This window comes from Rhizobium aethiopicum, from assembly GCF_900094625.1.
In the GTDB taxonomy this organism is placed as follows: domain Bacteria; phylum Pseudomonadota; class Alphaproteobacteria; order Rhizobiales; family Rhizobiaceae; genus Rhizobium; species Rhizobium aethiopicum.
This window is the reverse complement of record NZ_FMAJ01000003.1, coordinates 154831-174484: the sequence shown is the minus strand read 5'-3', so window position 1 is coordinate 174484 and position 19654 is coordinate 154831. Positions and strand designations below refer to the sequence as shown.

Annotated in this window: 19 protein-coding genes; 9 read left to right on the top strand and 10 right to left on the bottom strand. The window is 63.0% G+C overall.

Translation table 11 applies throughout. From position 1 onward, the window contains the following. Positions 1-18: 18 nt before the first annotated feature. From GA0061105_RS07920 to GA0061105_RS07910, 3 genes are all read right to left on the bottom strand, one after another. Complete coding sequence (locus tag GA0061105_RS07920) at positions 19-2349, bottom strand: methyl-accepting chemotaxis protein (protein WP_092749740.1); 2331 nt, start codon at positions 2347-2349, stop codon at positions 19-21. Between the two features lie 240 nt (positions 2350-2589). Next, positions 2590-3489, bottom strand: coding sequence for a ribokinase (locus GA0061105_RS07915; RefSeq protein ID WP_092749276.1), 900 nt, complete (start codon positions 3487-3489; stop codon positions 2590-2592). 79 nt (positions 3490-3568) lie between these two features. Continuing rightward, positions 3569-4789 carry a DNA recombination protein RmuC gene (locus GA0061105_RS07910; RefSeq protein WP_092749274.1) on the bottom strand — a complete coding sequence of 407 codons (1221 nt, stop codon included), beginning with the start codon at positions 4787-4789 and terminating at the stop codon, positions 3569-3571. Between the two features lie 219 nt (positions 4790-5008). Between GA0061105_RS07910 and def the strand changes: the two genes are divergently transcribed. The 5 genes from def (at position 5009) to truA (ending at position 8018) form a co-directional block, all read left to right on the top strand. Continuing rightward, positions 5009-5524 carry a peptide deformylase gene (def, locus tag GA0061105_RS07905; RefSeq protein WP_092749738.1) on the top strand — a complete coding sequence of 172 codons (516 nt, stop codon included), beginning with the start codon at positions 5009-5011 and terminating at the stop codon, positions 5522-5524. Positions 5525-5588: 64 nt separating this feature from the next. Further along, a complete protein-coding gene (locus GA0061105_RS07900) occupies positions 5589-5849 on the top strand; it encodes a FitA-like ribbon-helix-helix domain-containing protein (RefSeq protein ID WP_092749272.1) in 261 nt (86 codons plus the stop codon). Beyond that, the gene (locus GA0061105_RS07895) at positions 5846-6265 is read left to right on the top strand and encodes a type II toxin-antitoxin system VapC family toxin (protein ID WP_092749270.1); all 420 of its coding nucleotides are present in this window, start codon (positions 5846-5848) and stop codon (positions 6263-6265) included. Before GA0061105_RS07900 ends, GA0061105_RS07895 begins: the two co-directional genes overlap by 4 nt. 20 nt (positions 6266-6285) lie before the next feature. Further along, on the top strand, positions 6286-7221 hold the full coding sequence (gene fmt, locus GA0061105_RS07890; RefSeq protein WP_092749268.1) for a methionyl-tRNA formyltransferase: 936 nt from the start codon (positions 6286-6288) through the stop codon (positions 7219-7221). Beyond that, on the top strand, positions 7221-8018 hold the full coding sequence (truA, locus tag GA0061105_RS07885) for a tRNA pseudouridine(38-40) synthase TruA (protein ID WP_064693594.1): 798 nt from the start codon (positions 7221-7223) through the stop codon (positions 8016-8018). The genes fmt and truA overlap by 1 nt, the downstream gene beginning before the upstream one ends. Positions 8019-8037: 19 nt before the next feature. Here the strand turns inward: truA and GA0061105_RS07880 are convergent, their stop codons facing one another. The 3 genes from GA0061105_RS07880 to dapD form a co-directional block, all read right to left on the bottom strand. Further along, positions 8038-8634: a hypothetical protein gene (locus GA0061105_RS07880; RefSeq protein WP_064693595.1), complete on the bottom strand. Its 597-nt coding sequence runs from the start codon at positions 8632-8634 to the stop codon at positions 8038-8040. Beyond that, positions 8621-9814, bottom strand: a complete 1194-nt coding sequence (gene dapE, locus GA0061105_RS07875) for a succinyl-diaminopimelate desuccinylase (RefSeq protein ID WP_092749267.1) — start codon at positions 9812-9814, stop codon at positions 8621-8623. The genes GA0061105_RS07880 and dapE overlap by 14 nt, the downstream gene beginning before the upstream one ends. Before the next feature lie 101 nt (positions 9815-9915). After that, on the bottom strand, positions 9916-10776 hold the full coding sequence (gene dapD / locus GA0061105_RS07870) for a 2,3,4,5-tetrahydropyridine-2,6-dicarboxylate N-succinyltransferase (RefSeq protein WP_092749265.1): 861 nt from the start codon (positions 10774-10776) through the stop codon (positions 9916-9918). Between the two features lie 192 nt (positions 10777-10968). Here dapD and GA0061105_RS07865 point away from each other — a divergent pair, with 192 nt between their 5' ends. Then, positions 10969-11835, top strand: coding sequence for an LOG family protein (locus GA0061105_RS07865; protein ID WP_064693598.1), 867 nt, complete (start codon positions 10969-10971; stop codon positions 11833-11835). A gap of 68 nt (positions 11836-11903) precedes the next feature. On the opposite strand, the gene GA0061105_RS07860 is transcribed toward GA0061105_RS07865, so the two are convergent. Both GA0061105_RS07860 and GA0061105_RS07855 read right to left on the bottom strand, forming a co-directional pair. Further along, positions 11904-12527, bottom strand: a complete 624-nt coding sequence (locus GA0061105_RS07860; RefSeq protein ID WP_092749263.1) for an EF-hand domain-containing protein — start codon at positions 12525-12527, stop codon at positions 11904-11906. Positions 12528-12635: 108 nt separating this feature from the next. After that, complete coding sequence (locus GA0061105_RS07855; RefSeq protein ID WP_064693600.1) at positions 12636-13352, bottom strand: pyrimidine 5'-nucleotidase; 717 nt, start codon at positions 13350-13352, stop codon at positions 12636-12638. A 187-nt stretch (positions 13353-13539) separates the two neighbouring features. Between GA0061105_RS07855 and bchE the strand changes: the two genes are divergently transcribed. Genes bchE through GA0061105_RS07840 form a run of 3 tightly spaced genes read left to right on the top strand, consistent with a single transcriptional unit; the run spans position 13540 to position 16965 of the window. Then, positions 13540-15069: a magnesium-protoporphyrin IX monomethyl ester anaerobic oxidative cyclase gene (gene bchE, locus GA0061105_RS07850; protein ID WP_092749261.1), complete on the top strand. Its 1530-nt coding sequence runs from the start codon at positions 13540-13542 to the stop codon at positions 15067-15069. A gap of 55 nt (positions 15070-15124) precedes the next feature. Beyond that, positions 15125-16198 carry a bifunctional transcriptional activator/DNA repair enzyme AdaA gene (locus GA0061105_RS07845; RefSeq protein ID WP_092749259.1) on the top strand — a complete coding sequence of 358 codons (1074 nt, stop codon included), beginning with the start codon at positions 15125-15127 and terminating at the stop codon, positions 16196-16198. Then, positions 16195-16965, top strand: coding sequence for an isocitrate lyase/PEP mutase family protein (locus GA0061105_RS07840; protein WP_092749257.1), 771 nt, complete (start codon positions 16195-16197; stop codon positions 16963-16965). The genes GA0061105_RS07845 and GA0061105_RS07840 overlap by 4 nt, the downstream gene beginning before the upstream one ends. Before the next feature lie 64 nt (positions 16966-17029). Here the strand turns inward: GA0061105_RS07840 and GA0061105_RS07835 are convergent, their stop codons facing one another. Together GA0061105_RS07835 and GA0061105_RS07830 are read right to left on the bottom strand one after the other, a co-directional pair. After that, entirely contained in the window at positions 17030-18178 is a 1149-nt protein-coding gene (locus GA0061105_RS07835; protein WP_092749255.1) for an alpha-hydroxy acid oxidase, read from the bottom strand. A 340-nt stretch (positions 18179-18518) separates the two neighbouring features. Next, positions 18519-19526, bottom strand: coding sequence for a carbon-nitrogen hydrolase family protein (locus GA0061105_RS07830; RefSeq protein WP_092749253.1), 1008 nt, complete (start codon positions 19524-19526; stop codon positions 18519-18521). Positions 19527-19654 lie beyond the last annotated feature (128 nt).

Genomic DNA, 19654 nt, shown 5'->3' with positions numbered 1-19654 from the left:
GGCTTAGAGGGACAGGCTCTAAAACTCTTCCCAGCTGTCTTGGGCCAGGGCGGCCGAACCGCGCGACGGGCTGGCGGCGTGGCGGATCGCAGCGCGGGATGATGAAGCCGTGGCTGTGGGGGCTCGCATTTCGCGGGCGACGGCGGTCAGGGCCGCGCCATGGCCTGAACCGGAGACCCTGAAGCGCGTGGCGAGCGCCTTCAGTGTCTGAGCCTCGTCGTTGAGCGCCACGCTGGCGGCAGTCGCCTCCTCCACCATTGCCGCGTTCTGCTGCGTCACCTGGTCCATCTGGTTCATGGCCTGGTTGATTTCCTTCAGCCCGACGGCCTGTTCGCTGGCCGAGGCCGAAATCTGACGGATGAGGCTGTTGATGCCCATCACCTGTTCGGCGATCTTGTGCAGCGTATCGCCGGCGCGGCCGACGAGATCGACGCCTTCCTTGACCTGGACGGCCGAAGTGTTGATCAGCGTCTTGATCTCCTTGGCGGCATTGGCCGAACGCTGTGCGAGTTCACGCACTTCCTGGGCGACGACGGCAAAACCCTTGCCGGCCTCACCGGCGCGCGCCGCCTCGACACCGGCGTTCAGCGCCAGCAGATTGGTCTGGAAGGCGATCTCGTCGATGACGCCGATGATCCGCGAAACTTCCGTCGAAGACTGCTCGATCCCATGCATCGAGGCGATCGCCTTCTGCACCACTTCGCCGGACCGTTCGGCATCCTGGCAGGCGAGGTTCACATTGTCGGCCGCCGTGCGCGCATTCTCGGCGCTGGAGCCGACCTGCGCGGTGAGCTCATTGAGCGCGGCCGCCGTCTGTTCGAGACTTGCAGCCTGCTGTTCGGTGCGCTTGGCGAGGTCGGACGCGCTGTTGCTGATCTCGCCGGTGCCCGAGCCGATATTGGCGACGCTGAGGGTCATCGTGTCGATGGTCTCTTCGAGGCTTGCAAGGGCGGCGTTGAAATCCTGCTTGAGCTTGCCGTATTCGCCGGGGAAGTCGTCGATGATGCGGTGACCGAGATTGCCGCGCGACAGCTCCGAAAGACCGGCCCCGACGATCGAGACGATATGACGCTGCAGCGATACCGATTGCTGGCGTTCCGCTTCCGACCGGCCGCGCTCGGCCTCCGCGGCCTGCCGATCGCGAGTGGCCTCGTCTTCGAGCCGCCGGGCGTCGGCGAGCGTGAAGCGGAAGCCTTCGAGCGCCTTGGCGACCGCACCGACCTCGTCGCTGCGATCCTGGGCTGCGACCGGCTCGCCATACCGGCCGTCGCTGAGCGACTTGACGCTGGCGACAAGGCTGCCGAGCGGCCGCTGCACCAACGAGCGGACGGCAAAATAGAGTGCGAGCATTACCGCGCCGAGCACGATCAGGCCGGTGGCAATCATTAGGTAGGTCTGGTCCTGCACCGGCGCGTTGATCGCCGTGTGCGGGACGTCGACAAGCACGACCCAAGTGGCGTTGACGCCAGGGACTTCGAACGGATAGACGACACGGTCGAAGGGGTCGAGGCCGTCATAGGTGAGGTTCCTGACAAGGCCAGGCTGCTTGTTCGACAGCGCCGCCTTGACGACGTCGGCACCCTCGCCATCGTATTGTTTGGTCATCAGCTCGGAGGTCGGCGCTACGATCCAGTTGCCGGCCTGCGACAGCAGCGTCACCCGGCCGGAGCCGAAAGGATGCAGCGCCTGCAGCTTGTCTGTCAGCGACTTCAGCGAAATGTCAACGCCGCCGACACCGATCATCTTACCACCGGAGATGACCGGATAGGCGATCGAAGTCAGGAGGGTGGGCACGTCGGTGCCCTCGGCCATATAAGGCTTGGTGATCGCGCCCTTGCCGCTGTCGGCGGCGAGCTTCCACCATTCGGCGTTATAATCCTCGTCGAAGGTCGAGTACTGGACGCCGCCATCCTTGGTCTTCGACCAGTAGGGCGTGAAGATGCCGTTCTTGTTGACGCCTTCATCCTTGTTGTTGGCGAGCTCGGTGGTCTTGCCGTCAAGCGCGCCGGGTTTTTCGCAGAGCCAGCTGCCGAAGGCGAAGGCATTCTGTTCGAGATTGGCCTTCAGCACGTTAATCATGCCCTTGCGATCGAGCGACTTGCCGTCATGGGCCCGGCCGAGGACGCCCATCATGCTGCGCGCCGCACTGGCGAGTTCGCCGACATTGGCGGCGATTTCGTTGGCGATCGACTTTGCTTCGAGATTGGCCTGATCCATGGTCAGCGTCTGGACGCGATCCCGGGTCTGGTCGATGAGGAAAAAGTTCGAAACAATGAGAACGAGCGCGATGGCGACGCCGGTGATGACGATCAGCTTCGCCGCAAGCGATTTCATACGAAAAATGAACATGAGGTCCTCGGGCAGGATGCGCCGAACGGGCATTCTCCGGCGCAGGAGCGAAGGCATCGCCCCGTCATGGAGCAGCCGCATGAGCCGCATGATCCGCAAGCGCGACGATCCTGCGATCACCGGGAAGATCGCCGGAGACCTCTTAAATTTGAATGAAATTTTAGTGGCTTACATGAGGAAAACGGCAAAAACCTTCCTTAAAATTGAAGGGGGGTGGCCACGTTTCGCAGGGAAGCCAGCCTATATTCTGTCTGCGACTTCCTCACTCAAAGGAATCGACGGCTGCGCGCCTGATTTGAGGCATGCGAGCGAACCGGCCACCGCCGCACGGCGCAGCGCCGTCGGAAAGTCGAGACCGTCGTCGAGGCTGGCCGCGAAATATCCGCAGAAAGTGTCGCCCGCGCCGACGGTATCGACGGGGTCGATCTTGAGCCCTTGCGCCCTGGAGATGACCCCGTCGCGGATAGCCACGACGCCGTCGCCGCCGAGCGTCACGATCAGCGTCTGGCCGGTCTCCTGATGCAGGCGGACAAGTGCGGCCTCGCGGGCTTGCGTGTCCATGCCGTTCTGTCCGGCGAGCCGCTCGAACTCGGTCTCGTTGGCAATGACGATATCGGCCAGGCGCCCGAGGCGCGGCGCATCGGGGATCAAGGGCGCGAGGTTGAGGATGCTGGTGATGCCCTTGGCACGGGCGGCCGACAGCCCGCGTTCGACGGCTGCGATGGGCACTTCGAGTTGCAGCATCAGGATGTCGCCTTCCGTCATCCTGCCGACGGCCGCATCGGCATCGGCAGCCGTGACCAGGCCGTTGGCGCCGGGAACCACCGCGATCATGTTCTCGCCGTCGCCGCCGACGAGGATCAGCGCCGTGCCTGTGGGACCATCGACGTGTCTGACGAGGGAGAGGTCGGTCCCGGCCTCATCGAGCAGGGCGAGCGCATCGGCGGCGAAGCCATCCTTGCCGACGGCGCCGGCCATGTGCACGTAGCGCCCGGCCCGGCGCGCCGCCAGCGCCTGGTTGGCGCCCTTGCCGCCGGCTGCTGTGGCAAAACCGTTGCCGGCCACCGTCTCGCCGGGCTTCGGCAGTCGCTCGGTCGTGGCGATGAGATCCATGTTAATGGATCCGAAAACTGTGATCATCAGGCTGTCCCGTCTTTCCGAGCATGCGGATGACGCCATGCTCCTGCTATTTCATGGGGCGAGACACTGCCCGAAGCGGTCACTCCTCGTCAACCACCCGAAGTTTGAGAAGGCCGGTGCGGCTTTCCACCGATTTGGCCGGGGTCTCGCCGTCACGGGCCGGCTTGGCGTCTCCGCCTGCCTCGAACTCCAGCGCCTCGATCTTGGCGCCCCGTTTGGTCAGCTTGTCGGCTGACGTGACCACCATGTCGATATCCTTCTGCGCCATGGCGAAATGGCCCTGCAGCTTGCGCACTCGCTCGTCGAGGCGGCCGAGATCGTCCATCAGCAGAGCCACCTCGCCCTGAATCAGATGCGCCTGCGCCCGCATGCGCTGGTCTTTCAGCACGGCCTGGATGACCTGGATCGATAGCATCAGCAGCGACGGCGAAACGATGACGATGCGCGCCCGGTGCGCCTTCTGCACCAGGGCCTCGAAATTCTCGTGGATCTCCGCGAAGATCGATTCCGACGGCACGAACAGAAAGGCGGTCTCCTGGGTTTCACCCTGGATGAGATATTTCTCGGAAATATCCCGGATATGGATCTCCATGTCGCGGCGGAACTGCTGGCCGGCGATCTTGCCGGCTTCGGGGCTGCCGGCGTCGCGGATCGCGTTCCATGCTTCAAGCGGGAATTTGGCGTCGATCACAAGCGGCGGTGCGCCGTTCGGCATGCGGATCGTGCAGTCCGGCCGCGAGCCGTTCGACAGCGTCTGCTGGAAGGCGTAGGCGCCCATCGGCAGGCCGTCGGCGACGATCGTTTCCATCCGCGACTGGCCGAACGCGCCGCGCGTCTGCTTGTTTGAAAGAATGGCCTGCAATCCGACGACGTCCTTGGCGAGCGTCTGGATATTGTTCTGTGCAGCATCGATGACAGCCAGCCGCTCCTGCAGCCGCTGCAGGTTCTCATGCGTCGACTTCGTCTGCTCGGTGATCGTCGAGCTGACGCGCTGAGACATGCCGTCGAGGCGCTGGTTGATCGCCTGGTTCAGTTCGCTCTGGCGCGCGCCGAAAACCTCGGCCATGGCCGTGATGCGGCCTTGCATCTCCGCCTGGATTTTCAAAAGTTCGCCCATGCGGGCCTCGCTTTCGCCAGCGCGCAGGCTCGCCTCCTCGGCCTGCTCACGGCGAAGGCGGGCGCCGCGCAAGAGAAGGACGATCACCAGCACGAGCGCGATGAGAGCGCCGCCGGCAAACGCCAGCATGGCCGGGCTGATCGAGGCGATGGAAAGGGCGAGCGATTCGGAATTGACGGTCATGCCGCAACCATAACAGAAGATACGACGAGATATAGATCAAAACGTGAACGAAATCGGCGGTCCCCAATATCTTCCGAGGCCGCCGCGGCCATGCGGTCGTCGCTGGCCGCCGGGCGGCTTAAGTCGAATATGGCGAAATTCCGGGCGGGGAAGCAAAAAAGCGCGCTCCCCGCCTGCCGGATAATTCCATAGTCGGAAAAGATGGGTTATGGGAACGCCATGACCATCAAGCCACTCATCATTCTTCCCGACCCGATCCTCCGCCAGATATCCAAGCCGATCGAGCGGGTGGATGCCGACCTGCAGCGTCTTGCCGACGACATGCTCGAAACCATGTACGATGCGCCGGGCATCGGCCTTGCGGCAATCCAGATCGGCGTGCCGCGCCGCATGCTCGTCATCGACGTGTCGCGCGAGGGCGAGGAAAAGCAGCCGCAGGTCTTCATCAATCCCGAGATCATCAAGTCCTCGGAAGAGCGCTCGGTCTATGAGGAGGGGTGCCTGTCGATCCCGGACTATTACGCCGAGGTCGAGCGTCCCGCCGTGGTTTCGGTGAAATATCTCGACCGCCACGGCAAGGAACAGTCGGTGGAAGCCGACGGCCTGCTCGCCACCTGCCTGCAGCACGAGATCGACCACCTGAACGGCGTGCTGTTCATCGACCATATTTCACGGCTGAAGCGGGAAATGGTGATCAAGAAATTTACCAAGGCGGCGAAATCCAAGGCGCTCTGACGGCGCGTTGAAAATGCGGCGGAAAGGCATTATGATATCGCTGATATCATAATGGAGGCGCCGAATGGGTGATCTGCTTATCCGGGACGTTCCGGACGCCATGAAGCGGCAGCTTCAGGAAAGCGCGCAACGCAATGGCCGCAGCCTTTCCGAAGAAGCGATCGAAATCATCCGCCGACAAATCGTGGCGGAGCGTTCTGGAGCGCCCGCAGGGCGGCGCCTGCGATCGCTGATGGGAGAGGAAAGATTGAGTGATGACGAAGTGGAGGCTATCGCCGCGTCTCGCCACGAACGTGACCGCGAACCGCCACGTTTCGACGGATGATCGTCCTTGATACGAACGTAATTTCCGAATTGCAGGGAAGGGCCCATAGCGAGCGGATATTGAACTGGCTGGACGCTTACGACGTCGAGATGCTTTTCCTGACGACGATCTCCGTCGGGGAAATGCGCTACGGGCTTGAACTCCTAGATGACGGCAGGCGAAAGACGGCATTGATCTCCGACTTCAACCGGATCGAGTCCGAATTTGCCGGTCGAATACTCGGTTTTTCGCTGAGTGCGGCGAACCGCTACGGCCTGCTGGCTGCGACGCGCAGAAAGGTGGGGCGGCCGGTGGAAACGAAGGATGCCATGATCGCCGCCATCTGCCTTTCAACCGGCGCGACGCTTGCCACCCGCAACACCAGAGATTTCGAGGGGCTTGATCTCAAGCTCGTAAACCCGTTTGAAGACGGCTGATCCTCAACTGGCGAGATAAAATGTCTCTTCGCATCATCTTCATGGGAACGCCGGAGTTCTCGGTCCCGACCCTGCGCCTGCTCGTCGACGCCGGGCATGAAATCGTCGCCGTCTATACGCAGCCGCCGCGGCCGGGCGGCCGGCGCGGGCTCGATCTGCAGAAATCACCCGTGCATCAGGCGGCCGAACTGCTCGGTCTCCCGGTCTTCACGCCGGTCAATTTCAAGGACCCGGCCGAGCGCGAGAGGTTTGCAGCCTTCAAGGCCGATGTCGGCGTCGTCGTCGCATACGGGTTGCTGCTGCCGGAGGCGATTTTGAACGGCACCCGGGATGGCTGCTACAACGGCCATGCCTCGCTGCTGCCGCGCTGGCGCGGTGCGGCTCCGATTCAGCGGGCGATCATGGCGGGCGACGAAAAGACCGGCATGATGGTGATGAAGATGGAAAAAGGACTCGATACCGGCGCCGTCGCGCTGACCCACGAAGTCGAGATCGGCCCGAACATGACGGCGGGCGAATTGCACGACCGGCTGATGCAGGTTGGCGCCAAGGCGATGGCGGAAGCCATGGTCAAGCTTGAGATGAACGACCTGCCGCTGACCCCGCAACCGCAAGAGGGCGTGCTTTACGCCGCCAAGATCGACAAGGGCGAGACGCGGATCGATTTTGCCAGAGATGCGACGGACGTGCACAATCATATCCGTGGCCTCGCCCCGTTCCCGGGCGCATGGTTCGAAGTTGAGATCGGCGGCAAGCCGGAACGGGTGAAGGTGCTGGGCTCGGAGCTGGCGCAAAGGCAGGGCGCTGCCGGAGAGCTGCTGACGGATGATCTCGCGATTGCCTGCGCTTCAGGTGCGGTACGGCTGACACGGCTGCAGAAGGCCGGCGGCAAGCCCCTGGCCGCAGCCGACTTCCTCCGAGGCACACCCCTCGGTGCAGGCACGAGGCTTTCCTGATGCCGCGCTTCCGCATGACCGTCGAATATGACGGCGGGCCCTATGTCGGCTGGCAGCGGCAGGAAAACGGCCCCTCGGTGCAGGCGGCGATCGAGGCGGCGGTGCTGTCGCTGACCGGCGAGACGGTGTCGATCCGCGGCGCCGGCCGCACCGATTCCGGCGTCCACGCCATGGGGCAGGTGATCCATGCCGATCTTTCGAAGGAATGGTCGTCCTATAAACTGCAGAATGCCTTGAACGCCCATCTGAGGCTCGCCGGCGAGCGTGTCTCCATTCTTGACGTCGAGGCGGTTCCCGACTTCTTCGATGCCCGCTTCTCGGCCCTCAGGCGGCATTATCTCTACCGCATCGTCAGCCGACGGGCGCCGCTGGCGCTCGAAGCCGGCAAGGCCTGGTGGGTGCCGAAGGCGCTCGATCACGAGGTCATGCACGCCGCCGCCCAGCGATTGGTCGGCCGGCACGATTTCTCCACCTTCCGCTCCGCCCATTGCCAGGCGAACAGCCCGGTGCGCACGCTCGACCGGCTTGACGTGACGCGCCACGGCGAGCTGATCGAGATCCGCGCCACGGCGCAAAGTTTCCTCCATAACCAGATCCGCTCCTTCGCCGGCACGTTGAAGCTCGCAGGAGAAGGCAAATGGGCGCCTGACGATGTCCAGGCAGCGCTCGAGGCGCAGGACCGCAAGGCCTGCGGCCCGGTGGCGCCGCCCGATGGGCTCTATTTCCTGCAGGTGGATTATCCCGAGGTGATCACCGACCGCCGCAGGCCCGCCGACGAAAACGACGACGATCCCTGATGCTCATGCGATAACCCGGTCAGGCGGGATAGATGCCGAGGAAGTGCTGCAGATATTCCGACAGGATCATCGACGGCACGAGCAGCACCAGCGTCAGCGCCCCAACCATCAGCGCGTGATCGTGGCAGATCATCCTGAGAATGCGCGCCAAAGCGAAGACCTGCGCCAGCATGAAGGCAAGCAGCAGCAGCGAGACGAGGCCGACGGTACCGGGCAGGAAGAACACCAGCGCCAGCAGCAGGCCGTTGATATAGGAGAGCGGCACGCCGAGCCAGTTGACGCTGACGACGACGGGGGCGAAGCGCTCGCCCATGCGGAAGGCGAGCAGCAGCAGCCCGGCAAAAACCAGCGGCACGAACCAGTTGGCGACCTCGACGAAGCCGAGCCTTATATAAAAGGCAACGTTGACATCGGCATGCGGCGGCATCGACCGCAGGAAGGCCTGTCGCCACCAGAGCCAGGAAATGCCCATCGGCGGCAGGCACCAGACCATCGCCCAGAACGAGCGGTTGACGCCGCGCTCCGACAGATCGAGGAAGCGGAAGCCGCGCGGATCCATCCGGATCAGCAGCCAGAGGCCGGCCAGATAATACTGGACTTCCCTAAGACCCGGCATGGGCGAACCAGCGGTCAATGAAGGTCTCGTAGATCGTCGTCAGCGTCTCCAGGTCGGATACCGCGACGCGTTCGTCGACCATGTGCATCGTCTGACCGACGAGCCCAAATTCGACGACCGGGCAATAGTCCTTGATGAACCGCGCATCCGACGTGCCGCCGGTAGTCGAAAGTTTGGGCGACCGGCCGGTCGTGTTCTCGATGGCCGACGACAGCGAGGCGATCAGACCGTTGCTGCGCGTCAGGAAGACGTGGCTCGGCCGGTCGGCCCAGACGACGTCGTATTTCACCGGCTCTCTGCCCGGGCGCAGCTGGCCGTTGCCGGCGGCGGCGTCGAGCCGTCGCAGGATCTCGGCGCGCAGCGTTTCGACGGTCCAGCGATCGTTGAAGCGGATGTTGAAGCTTGCCGATGCCTTGGCCGGAATGACGTTGGTGGCGGGATTGCCGACATCGACCGTCGTCACCTCGAGGTTCGACGGTTGGAAATCGTCGGTGCCGCCGTCGAAGGGCGGATCCATCAGCGCCTGCGTCAGCTGCAGCATGCCGCGCACCGGATTGTCGGCAAGATGCGGATAGGCGGCATGGCCCTGCACGCCTTGCACTGTAATCCTGCCCGACAGCGAGCCGCGCCGGCCGATCTTGATCATATCGCCAAGCTTGTCCGGATTGGTCGGCTCGCCGACGAGGCAGGCATCCCAGCGCTCGCCGCGCTCGGCCGCCCATTGCAGGAGCTTGATCGTGCCGTTGATCGCCGGGCCCTCTTCGTCGCCGGTGATCAGGAATGAAATCGAGCCTTGGGGCGGCCCGTTCTTCTCGATGTGGCGGGCGACGGCGGCGACGAAGCAGGCAATGCCGCCCTTCATGTCGACAGCGCCGCGGCCGAACAGCTCTCCCTTTGATATTTCCGCCGCAAAAGGGGGATGCGTCCAGGCCGCTTCATCACCGACCGGCACGACATCGGTATGGCCGGCGAACATCAGGTGCGGGCCATCGCTGCCAAGCCGGGCATAGAGGTTCTCGATGTCAGGAGTTCCGGCTTCCTCGGCTTTCACTTTGTCGACTTTGAAGCCCAGCGGCGTCAGCATGGCTTCCAGCGCCGTGAGCGCGCCACCTTCGGCTGGCGTGACGGACGGGCAGCGAATCAGTGTCTGCAGATTGGCGACGGGATCGGTAGCGGTCATGGCGGTCGAACTATCCGGCGGGAATGGCAAAGACATGGCAAGGCGGGGCCGCCTCGCGTAAAAGGACGCGGCCTGTTTACCGGATCAACGCGCCGGTGTCATCAATCTCTGAGCAGCTCGTTGATGCCGGTCTTGGAGCGGGTCTGTTCATCGACGCGCTTGACGATCACGGCGCAGTAGAGATGCGGCGCCGGCTGGCCGTTTGCCATCGTCGTATTGGCCGAGGCCATCGAGCCGGCGACGACGACGGAATAGGGCGGCACTTCGCCGTACATCACCTCGCCGGTGGCGCGGTCGACGATCTTGGTCGACTTGCCGATGTAGACGCCCATGCCGAGCACGGAGCCTTCGCGGACGATGCAGCCTTCGACCACCTCGGACCGGGCGCCGATGAAGCAATTGTCCTCGATGATCGTCGGCCCAGCCTGCATCGGTTCGAGCACGCCGCCGATGCCGACGCCGCCGGATAGATGCACATGTTTGCCGATCTGCGCGCAGGAGCCGACCGTCGCCCACGTATCGACCATCGTGCCTTCACCGACATAAGCGCCGAGATTGACGAAGGAGGGCATCAGGATCGCATTCGGGGCGATATAGGCCGAACGACGTACGACGCAGTTCGGCACGGCGCGGAAGCCGGCAGCGCGGAACTGGTTCTCGCCCCAGTTCTCGAACTTCGAGGGGACCTTGTCCCACCAGGTGGAATCGCCGGAGCCGCCCTTGACGACCTCCATGTCGTTGAGGCGGAAGGACAAGAGCACGGCCTTCTTCAGCCACTGGTTGACCGTCCAGGCGCCGTCGGCGCCGCGGGTCGCGACACGCACCTTGCCGGCGTCGAGCAGATCGAGTGCCGCCTCGACCGCATCACGGACCTCACCCTTGGTCGACGTGTTCACATTGTCGCGATTATCGAAGGCAGCGTCGATGGTCTTTTCCAGGGATGCGAGGTCGGTGGCGCTCATGAGAATTCCTTAAACTTCGATCTTTATCGTGGAGACGGCAAGGTCTCCGGAATTGCGGTTGGCGGGATTGCGTCCTGCTCTACAGCATGCGCCCATAGAATGGAATGATTTTTCGGGCAAGTTCACCTGGATTCAAGGCGTTATAGCGACATATCCGGTTTCACGGCCGGCAGTACTGAAAGGCATTTCGACATGGCGAAGGGACGAAACGGCGGTTCTAGGCGCAAGGATGGCGTATGGGATCCGCTGAAGAGCAGCTCGACCGACAGGCAACGCGCCGAGGCCGTGCCGAAGACGCCGCAGACGATGTCGCCGGCCTATCGCCTCGCCTATGTCGATGAGGATTTCCTCTGCCGTGAAGAACTGCGGCCGATCCGCTTGCAGCTGGAACTATTGAAGACGGAGATGATGCTGACCGAACGCGGCATCCGCTCGACCGTCGTCATGTTCGGCGGCGCCCGCATTCCTGCCCCCGGGCAGAGTGCCTGGGCGGCGCGCAACGAGATCCAGCGCGCCAATCTGGAAGCGGCTTCGGTCTATTATGACGAGGCGCGTAAATTTGCCCGTCTCTGCTCGAAATATTCGGCGAGCTTTGATTTCCAGGAATATGTCATCGTCACCGGCGGCGGCCCTGGCGTGATGGAGGCGGGCAATCGCGGCGCGGCCGACGAGGGCGCGCCCTCAATCGGCCTTAACATCGTGCTGCCGCACGAGCAGGCCCCGAACGTCTATGTCACGCCGGAGCTCAGCTTCAATTTCCACTACTTCGCCATTCGCAAGATGCATTTCATGGTGCGAGCCAAGGCGATCGCGGTCTTTCCCGGCGGTTTCGGAACGCTCGACGAATTCTTTGAATGCCTGACATTGATCCAGACCGGCCGGATGGAGCGTCTGCCGCTGATCCTTTTCGGCGAGGCCTTCTGGCGAAGCATCATCAATTTCGAGGCCTTGGCCGAATTCGGCACGATCGCGCCGGACGACGTCAAGCTGATCAGCTTCGTCGACACGGCCGAAGCCGCGTGGAAGATCATCCAGGAATTCTACGAGCACCGCGAATAGGTCGATCGTGAGGCAGGTCTCTTTCCCCGTTGAGCGGGGAAAGAGCAGAGGGCGATGGTTCGTCGGCCTTACAGCAACGGCCGGTCCGGCATGTCGTCGATCGAGATGACGCCGTCCTTGTTTCGGTCCATCCGCGCAAACAGCTTGTCGAAGGCGGCAACGGCTTCCTGTTTGGAAATCTGGCCGTTCTCGTCGGTATCGACCCGGTGCATCAACATCGAGGCGCGCATGAAGTTGCCGCCATGACGCATCCAGCGATGTCCGTCGCGACCTTCATGCCCCTCACGCGGCGGCCGCCCCTGATCGTCATTGTCCAAGATGTCCGGCGCGGCGTTGGCGTCGTTTTCACTGACCTCCTGCTTGCGCTCTTCCTTCATCGCCTTCATCTGCGTTTCCCGGTACTGGCGGATTTCGCCCGGCGTCAGCAAGCCGTCATTATTGGTGTCGATCGCGGCGAAGATCTTGTCCAGGCCCGCGGTCGCCTCTTCCTTGGAGACCTGGCCGTCCTTGTTGGTGTCGAACTGCTTGAGCATTCTCACATAGGTGACTTCGCGGAAGGCGGCCGGACCGGGACGGCCCATGCCGGCATGCGGGCGCGGCCCGTCGCCGGGCGCGGCAAAGCTTGTCCCGGCGGCTGCGCCGAAGATCAGGGCGGAGGAAAGCGCTGCCAGTATCAGCTTGTTGCGGTACATCGTAATTCCTTTCGTAAGGTGTCCCCTCACGAAAGGAGGCTATGCCAGCCGGTCTCAAAGACCCAGTTAAACATCGGTAAGCTGGGTGAAAGTTTGGTAACGTGACCGTCAGCCGCCCGATCTGGTCACCTTGCCGAGAAAGGCGGCGAGGTCGTCGGTGACGAAATCGATGTGATCCTCCTCGCCGCTGGTCTTTTCCCACCATTCGACGACGGTCTCTTCCAGATTGCGCGGCACGAGCAGCACGGTCTGCATGCCGAGCGCCTTCGGGACCGTCAGATTGCGCGGCAGATCCTCGAACATCGCCGCCTTGCCGGTGTCGACACGCTTCAGCGCCGCGAACTTGTCATAGGTCGCCTGCGCCGGCTTCGGCACGTAATCGGCGGCGACGATATCGAAAATGTCGTCGAAATGCTCGAGAATGCCGAGCGCTCCGGCGGTCATTTCGGCATGTTTGACACTGCCGTTGGTGAAGATGAATTTGCGCCCCGGCAGCGCCTTGATCGCCTCGCCGAGCTCGGGCTGTGGCGTCAGCGCCGAATAGTCGATTGCATGCGCCTTTTCGAGGAAGTCATTCGGATCGATGCCGTGATGGATCATCAGGCCCTGCAAGGTCGTGCCGTGGTCGAGATAATACCGCTTCTGCAGCTTGCGGGCTTCCTCCCGCTCCATCTGCAGGAGCGCCGCGACATAGGCGGTCATGTTCTTGTCGATCTGCGCGAAGAGATTGACGTGATGAGGATAGAGCGTGTTGTCGAGGTCGAAAACCCAGTCGGTGACGTGGTCGAAATCGGCTTTTTCAGGCGTGCGGTCGATCTTGGTCATGGCGGACTTATGGCACGGCTGTTGCTCGAAACCAAAGGCTTTTGCTCGGGCGGCCCGCTTGCCGTCGACGCCCGCAAAAAAGCCGCCAGATTTTCACAACTTAAAGGCGTTTTTGGCTGAATATTGCCATTGATCGCTGGTCACTTCTGCCTGCGTCAGACAGGGGGACCCGCAAGGGTAAAGTCGCATGAAGATCGTTCTGATAAATCCGCCGCATACGGCAATCGGCAGCCGTATTCCCGATGATCACCTTCCACCGCTTGGCCTTCTTTCCGTCGGCGGTCCGCTGATCGACGACGGTCATCATGTCGAGCTTATCGATGCCGAGTTCGGGCCGATGACGATTGCCGAAATCGTCGCCCGGGTCACGGATCATAGTCCGGATCTGGTGCTGATCGGCCATTCCGGCTCGACTTCGGCTCATCCCACTGCCCGCGCGATCGCGGACGAGATCAAGCGCAGCGACGCCAAAATCTTGATTATCTATGGCGGCGTGTTCCCGACCTATCATTGGCGGGAGGTGCTGGCCGAAACAAGGGCATTCGACATCCTCGTGCGCGGCGAAGGCGAGGAGACGATGCGGCGGCTTGCCGAAGCTTTGGCGACGAACCGTCCGCTGGCGGCTGTTTCCGGCATTGCCTTCCGCAACGCCACCGGCGACGTTCTGGCAACCCAGCCGGCGCAGGCGATCGCCGATCTCGATGCCTATCGCCTCGGCTGGGAATTGATCGACCATGCCAACTATAGCTATTGGGGCGGCAAGCGGGCCGTTGTCATGCAATTCTCCCGAGGCTGTCCGCATCTCTGCAATTATTGCGGCCAGCGCGGTTTCTGGACCCGCTGGCGTCACCGATCGCCGGAGCTGTTCGCCCGCGAGATCGCCAGGCTCCATCGCGAAGAGGGTGTCGAGCTCATCAATCTTGCCGATGAGAATCCGACCTCGTCGCGAAAAGCCTGGCTGGCCTTCCTAGAAGCGATGATCGCCGAGAATGTGCCCGTCCAGATCGTCGGCTCGACGCGGGCGGACGATATCGTCCGCGATGCCGATATCCTGCATCTTTACCGCGAGGCCGGTGTCGTGCGCTGGCTCCTCGGCATGGAGAACACCGACGAGGCAACTTTGACGCTGATCAAGAAGGGCGGGGCCAAGGCAACCGACCGCGAGGCGATCCGCCTTTTGCGCCAGCATGATATCCTCTCCATGGCGACCTGGGTCGTCGGTTTCGAAGAGGAAAAGTTGAGCGATCTCTGGCGCGGCTTCCGGCAATTGCTCTCGTACGATCCCGACCAGATCCAGGCACTTTATGTCACCCCACATCGCTGGACGCCCTTCTTTCGTATTGCCCGGGACCGGCAGGTGATCGAGACCGATATTCGCAAATGGGATTACAAGCATCAGGTCTTGAAGATGCGCTACCTGAACCCCGTCGTGCTGGTCGCCTGCGTCAAGCTCATCGAGGTTGCTGTCCAGGCGCGGCCGAAGGCGCTGATGCGCATCCTCTTTCATCGCGACCGAAAACAGCGCCACTCGATGCGCTGGTACACGCAGATGGGCCGCCGCGTCTGGTTTCATGAGATCCTCGAATTTCTTTTTCGCCGCCGCCATCTCAAGAATGGCCCGACGCTCGAGAGTTTCTGGGGTGCGCCGCAGGATGCCGAGGAGGAGTCGATGCTGCGCCCGCAACGGCATATGAAAAGCCTCGACGCGGCGGAATAAAATAGACGCCCGATTTTCGGCGGACGCGGCCGGCGTTGGATGTTAGAAAGCGCACATGCTGTTCGAACGCCCCGATGATGATACGCTCTATGATGCCCTGGTCGCGCGCAGCGCCGATTATGAGGGCCAGGCCTATGTCTGCGTGAAGACGACAGGCATCTTCTGCCGCCTGACCTGCCCGGCGCGCAAGCCGAAGCGGGAAAATACGCTGTTCTTCGAGACGATCGCCGCCTGCATGCATTCCGGTTTTCGCCCCTGCCGACGCTGCAGGCCGCTGGAGCAGCCGGGCCGGGAGCCGATCGTCGACGCATTGCTTGGCGCGCTCGACAACGATCCGGCCGTCCGCTGGACCGAGGATGAGCTGATGCGCCGCGGCCATGATCCCTCAACCGTGAGGCGCGCCTTCAAGCGAGCGCTCGGCATGACCTTCCATGACGTTGTCCGTTATATCAGGCTCGGCGAAGCGGCCCGGCAGTTGGCGGATGGCGCGCGCGTCATCGATGCCCAGATCGACGCCGGATACGGCTCTGCGAGTGGCTTCCGGGCGGCCTTCCAGCGGCTTGTCGGCAAGGCGCCGGCGCTCTCGCAGAACCGCGAACTGCTCTTTGCCGACTGGTTCGATACGCCGCTCGGGCCGATGGTCGCGGTCGCCGACAAGGCGCATCTGCATCTTCTTGAATTTCACGACCGCAAGGCGCTGTCGACCGAACTCGAAGCGCTGCAGAAGCGGGTGCGCTCCTCCGTCGCGATCGGCCGCACCCCGGCGATCGATGAGATCGAGACGGAGATCCGCGATTATTTCGCAGGGCGGCTCACCGTTTTCAGAACGCCATTGGCAATCGGCGGCACGCCCTTCGAAAAGCATGTCTGGGCAAAGCTGATGGACATTCCCGTCGGTCAGACGTGCACCTATGGCGATCTCGCCAGGGAGATGGAAAGGCCGGAAGTGGTGCGTGCCGTCGGCCGCGCCAATGGCGCCAACCAGCTTGCGATCATCGTGCCCTGCCACCGTATCCTCGGCGCCGATGGTTCTTTGACCGGGTACGGCGGCGGGCTCTGGCGCAAGCAATGGCTGCTGCGGCATGAAGAGAAAATCAGTACCCAAGCAAGGATGGAGGAGACAGCATGAACCAGACTGAAAAGGCCAAGGCATTCGCCGCGCTTCATAAGAAGGGCGATCCGATCGTGCTCTACAATATCTGGGACGCCGGTACGGCAAAGGCCGTTGCCGATGCCGGCGCCAAGGCGCTTGCGACGGGAAGCTGGTCAGTCGCCGCCGCCCACGGCTTTGCCGACGGCGAGAAACTGCCGATGTCGGTGCTGATAGAGACGGCGAAATCCATTACCGATGCTGTCGACCTGCCGCTTTCGGTCGATTTCGAAGGGGCGTACTCGGCGGAGCCTCAGGGGGCGGCCGCCAATGTCGCCAGGCTGCTGGATGTCGGCGCCATCGGCATCAATTTCGAGGATCGGGTCGTCGCCGGCGATGGGCTCTATCCCATCGAGAGCCAGGCGGCCCGCATCCGCGCCATTCGCGCCATGGCCGACGGCAAAGACATGCCCTTCTTCATCAACGCCCGCACCGACCTCTTTCTGGCCGAGAGCGATCTCTCCAAACATGCGAGCCTGGTGGACGAGGCGATCGAGCGGGGCAGGGCCTATGCGGCGGCCGGCGGCAACGGCTTCTTCGTGCCCGGCCTGATCGATCCCGCCTTGATCGAAAAGATCTGCGCGGCCTCGTCGCTGCCGGTCAACATCATGATGCGGGCGGGCGCCCCCGATGTGAAAACCCTGGCAAAGCTCGGCGTCGGCCGCATCAGCTATGGTCCGGGGCCTTACCGGTCGATGATGGAAAAGCTGAAGCAGGAGGCGGCGACGATTTATAACCTGGTCTGACGCCGATACGTGTGAGGGCCGCATCCGCAGGAAGGCTGCGGCCCGGGATAACGTCCGCCTGCGCTCAGGAACGGAAGCGCAGATTGCGCCGCGTCAGCTGGTCGACCGAGGTGCAGCCCATCAGCTTCATGTCGCGCTCGAGCTCGGTGCGCATCGTCTCCAGCGCCCGTTCGACGCCGGGCTGTCCGGCGGCGGCGAGCGGGAAGAGATAGTAGCGGCCGAGGCCGACGGCCTTCGCCCCGAGCGACAGGGCCTTGAGAACATGGGTTCCGCGCTGCACGCCGCCATCCATCATTACGTCGATGCGGTCTCCGACGGCATCGACGATTTCGGCAAGCTGGTCGAAGGCGCTGCGCGAGCCGTCGAGCTGGCGCCCGCCATGATTGGAAAGCACGATGCCGGTGCAGCCGATCTCGACCGCGCGCTTGGCGTCCTCGACCGACATGATGCCCTTCAGGCAGAATTGCCCATCCCAGGCCTGCACCATCTCGGCCACGTCGTTCCACGACATGGAGGGATCGAGCATTTCGGTGAAGTAGCGGCTGATCGACAACGCGCCGCCGTCCATTTTGACGTGGTTCTCGAGCTGCGGCAGCCGGAAAGCCTCATGCGTCATCCAGTCGATCGCCCAGGAGGGCTTGATCGCAAACTGCATCATGCCGGCGAGATTGAGCTTGAAGGGAATGGCGAAGCCGGTGCGCTTGTCGCGCTCGCGGTTGCCGCCCGTGATGCTGTCGACCGTCAGCATCATCGCCTGCACGCCGGCGGTCTTCGCCCGCACCATCATCTCGCGGTTCAGCCCGCGGTCCTTGTGGAAATAAAACTGGTAGACCTGCGGCCCGTCGCTGATCTGCCTTGCCTCCTCCAGGCTGATCGTGCCGAGCGAGGAAACGCCGAACATCGTGCCGTACTTCGCCGCTGCCGCCGCCACCGCCCGCTCGCCTTGATGATGGAAAAGCCGTTGCAGCGCGGTCGGCGAGCAATAGACCGGCATGGCGAGCTTCTGCCCCATGACCGTCACCGACATATCGACATCGGCCACCCCCCTGAGAACATCGGGCACCAGATCGCAATTCTCGAAGGCCGCCGTATTGCGCCGATAGGTCACCTCGTCATCGGCAGCGCCATCGATATAGTCGAAGATCGGCCCGGGAAGACGCTGCTTGGCCATGCGCCGGAAATCGTGAAAGTTATAGCAGTCTGTAAGGCGCATCTTTTTGCTCGACCCGTTTCGTTTTCGGGCGGCAACCTAAAGCACGATTCGAAACCTTGCCAAGGCTTCATTGTGCGATTTGCGACCTGCTCGAGGGATAATGCCGCTTCGGTCGCTTTAAGCGCAGGTCGCGGTGATCATCAGTCGCGGCAACATCCTTCATCCTGAAGTGCGTGGCCGCGGGGCGAAGCCTCGAAGGACACACCGCAGCGGTGCTCCTTGCACCATCGACCGCCAGCGCACCCGCCCCGCCCTTCGAGGCCCCTTAGGGCACATCTTAGGGTGCGGCCTCGGTGCGTCCACAACCGGCGCATGCGCGCCGGTTGTGTCGACCTACCACCTAGAACGTATCCCGCCCGTCGCTGCGCGGGTCGCCTTCCACGTGGTGCGGGCCGTAGAGCCCTGATCGGGCCTTGCGCCGCCACGGCCGGGAGAGATCGCCGGCATTGTCGTCGATATCCGCAAACGCTATCGCGGGTGCTCCATCCGCCGCGCACTGCGCAGCCCACCGCCCGCCGGGGGCGACGATGCCGGAAGAGGCTGGCTGGCCTTCCGATCCGGGGTAGGTCAGCATCGAGAAGCTCACCCAATAGCTGTTGGTCGCCGCATGTCCCTGCGCCTCGGCGGCGAAGGACGGCTCGTTGGAAGGCGACCCGCCGGTAGTCGAAAACAGCACGCAGTTCACGTCCAGCCGCTCATACTCGGCGAAGATCTCAGGATAATGGCATTCCATGCCGAGCGAGCAGCCGAAGCGGATGCCGTCGATCTCGAATGTGACGGGGATCGAGCCCGGCGTGTACATGAAGGAGATCTTGGTGTTGGAGAGCAGGCGTTCGTCGTAGCGCGTCTCCAGCGCGCCACGATCCGAGACAACGTAGAGGCTGTTGTGCGGCCGGTGCGGCTCGGTCAGCCGGTGCACCGATCCGAACACGATCCAAAGCCCGAGTTCGCGCGCGAGGCTGCGCGTTGCATCCAGTTCCTCGCGCAGCACGTCCCATTCGAACCGACGCCAGTCGGACGGCCCGATCTCCCGCGGGCCGATAGCAGACATGATGCGCTTGTTCGGCGCGCAGGTCGCTCCTTCGGGGAAATGCAGAAGCCGCGCGCCGGCACCGCGCGCCTGCCGCATTAGCCCGCGCATTTCCCGCCCGCTTTCACGAAGCCCGGCAATATCTCGCGGATCGTCATAACACCTGGTCTGTGCCACTGCCAGGCGCAGCCGCCTGGCTGGTGGCGTTTCGTCCTTTGGGGAAGCGCGGCGCACATGCATGAGAGCGGTCGTGTAAGACTCGCCCGTCTTGGCGGCGCGGGCGCGCACGCGGCGTTTGAGGTTTCCGTTTTCGGTCATATCTCGGCCTTTCCGGTCTCGGACGGCTTCCCCGGCAAGCGACCCCGAAACATCAGGGCTGAGGTTGACGACCCGAGACGGAAGTCCCTTTGCCTCCTGCTAAAGACCCTGCCGCGGAGGATCGAAGG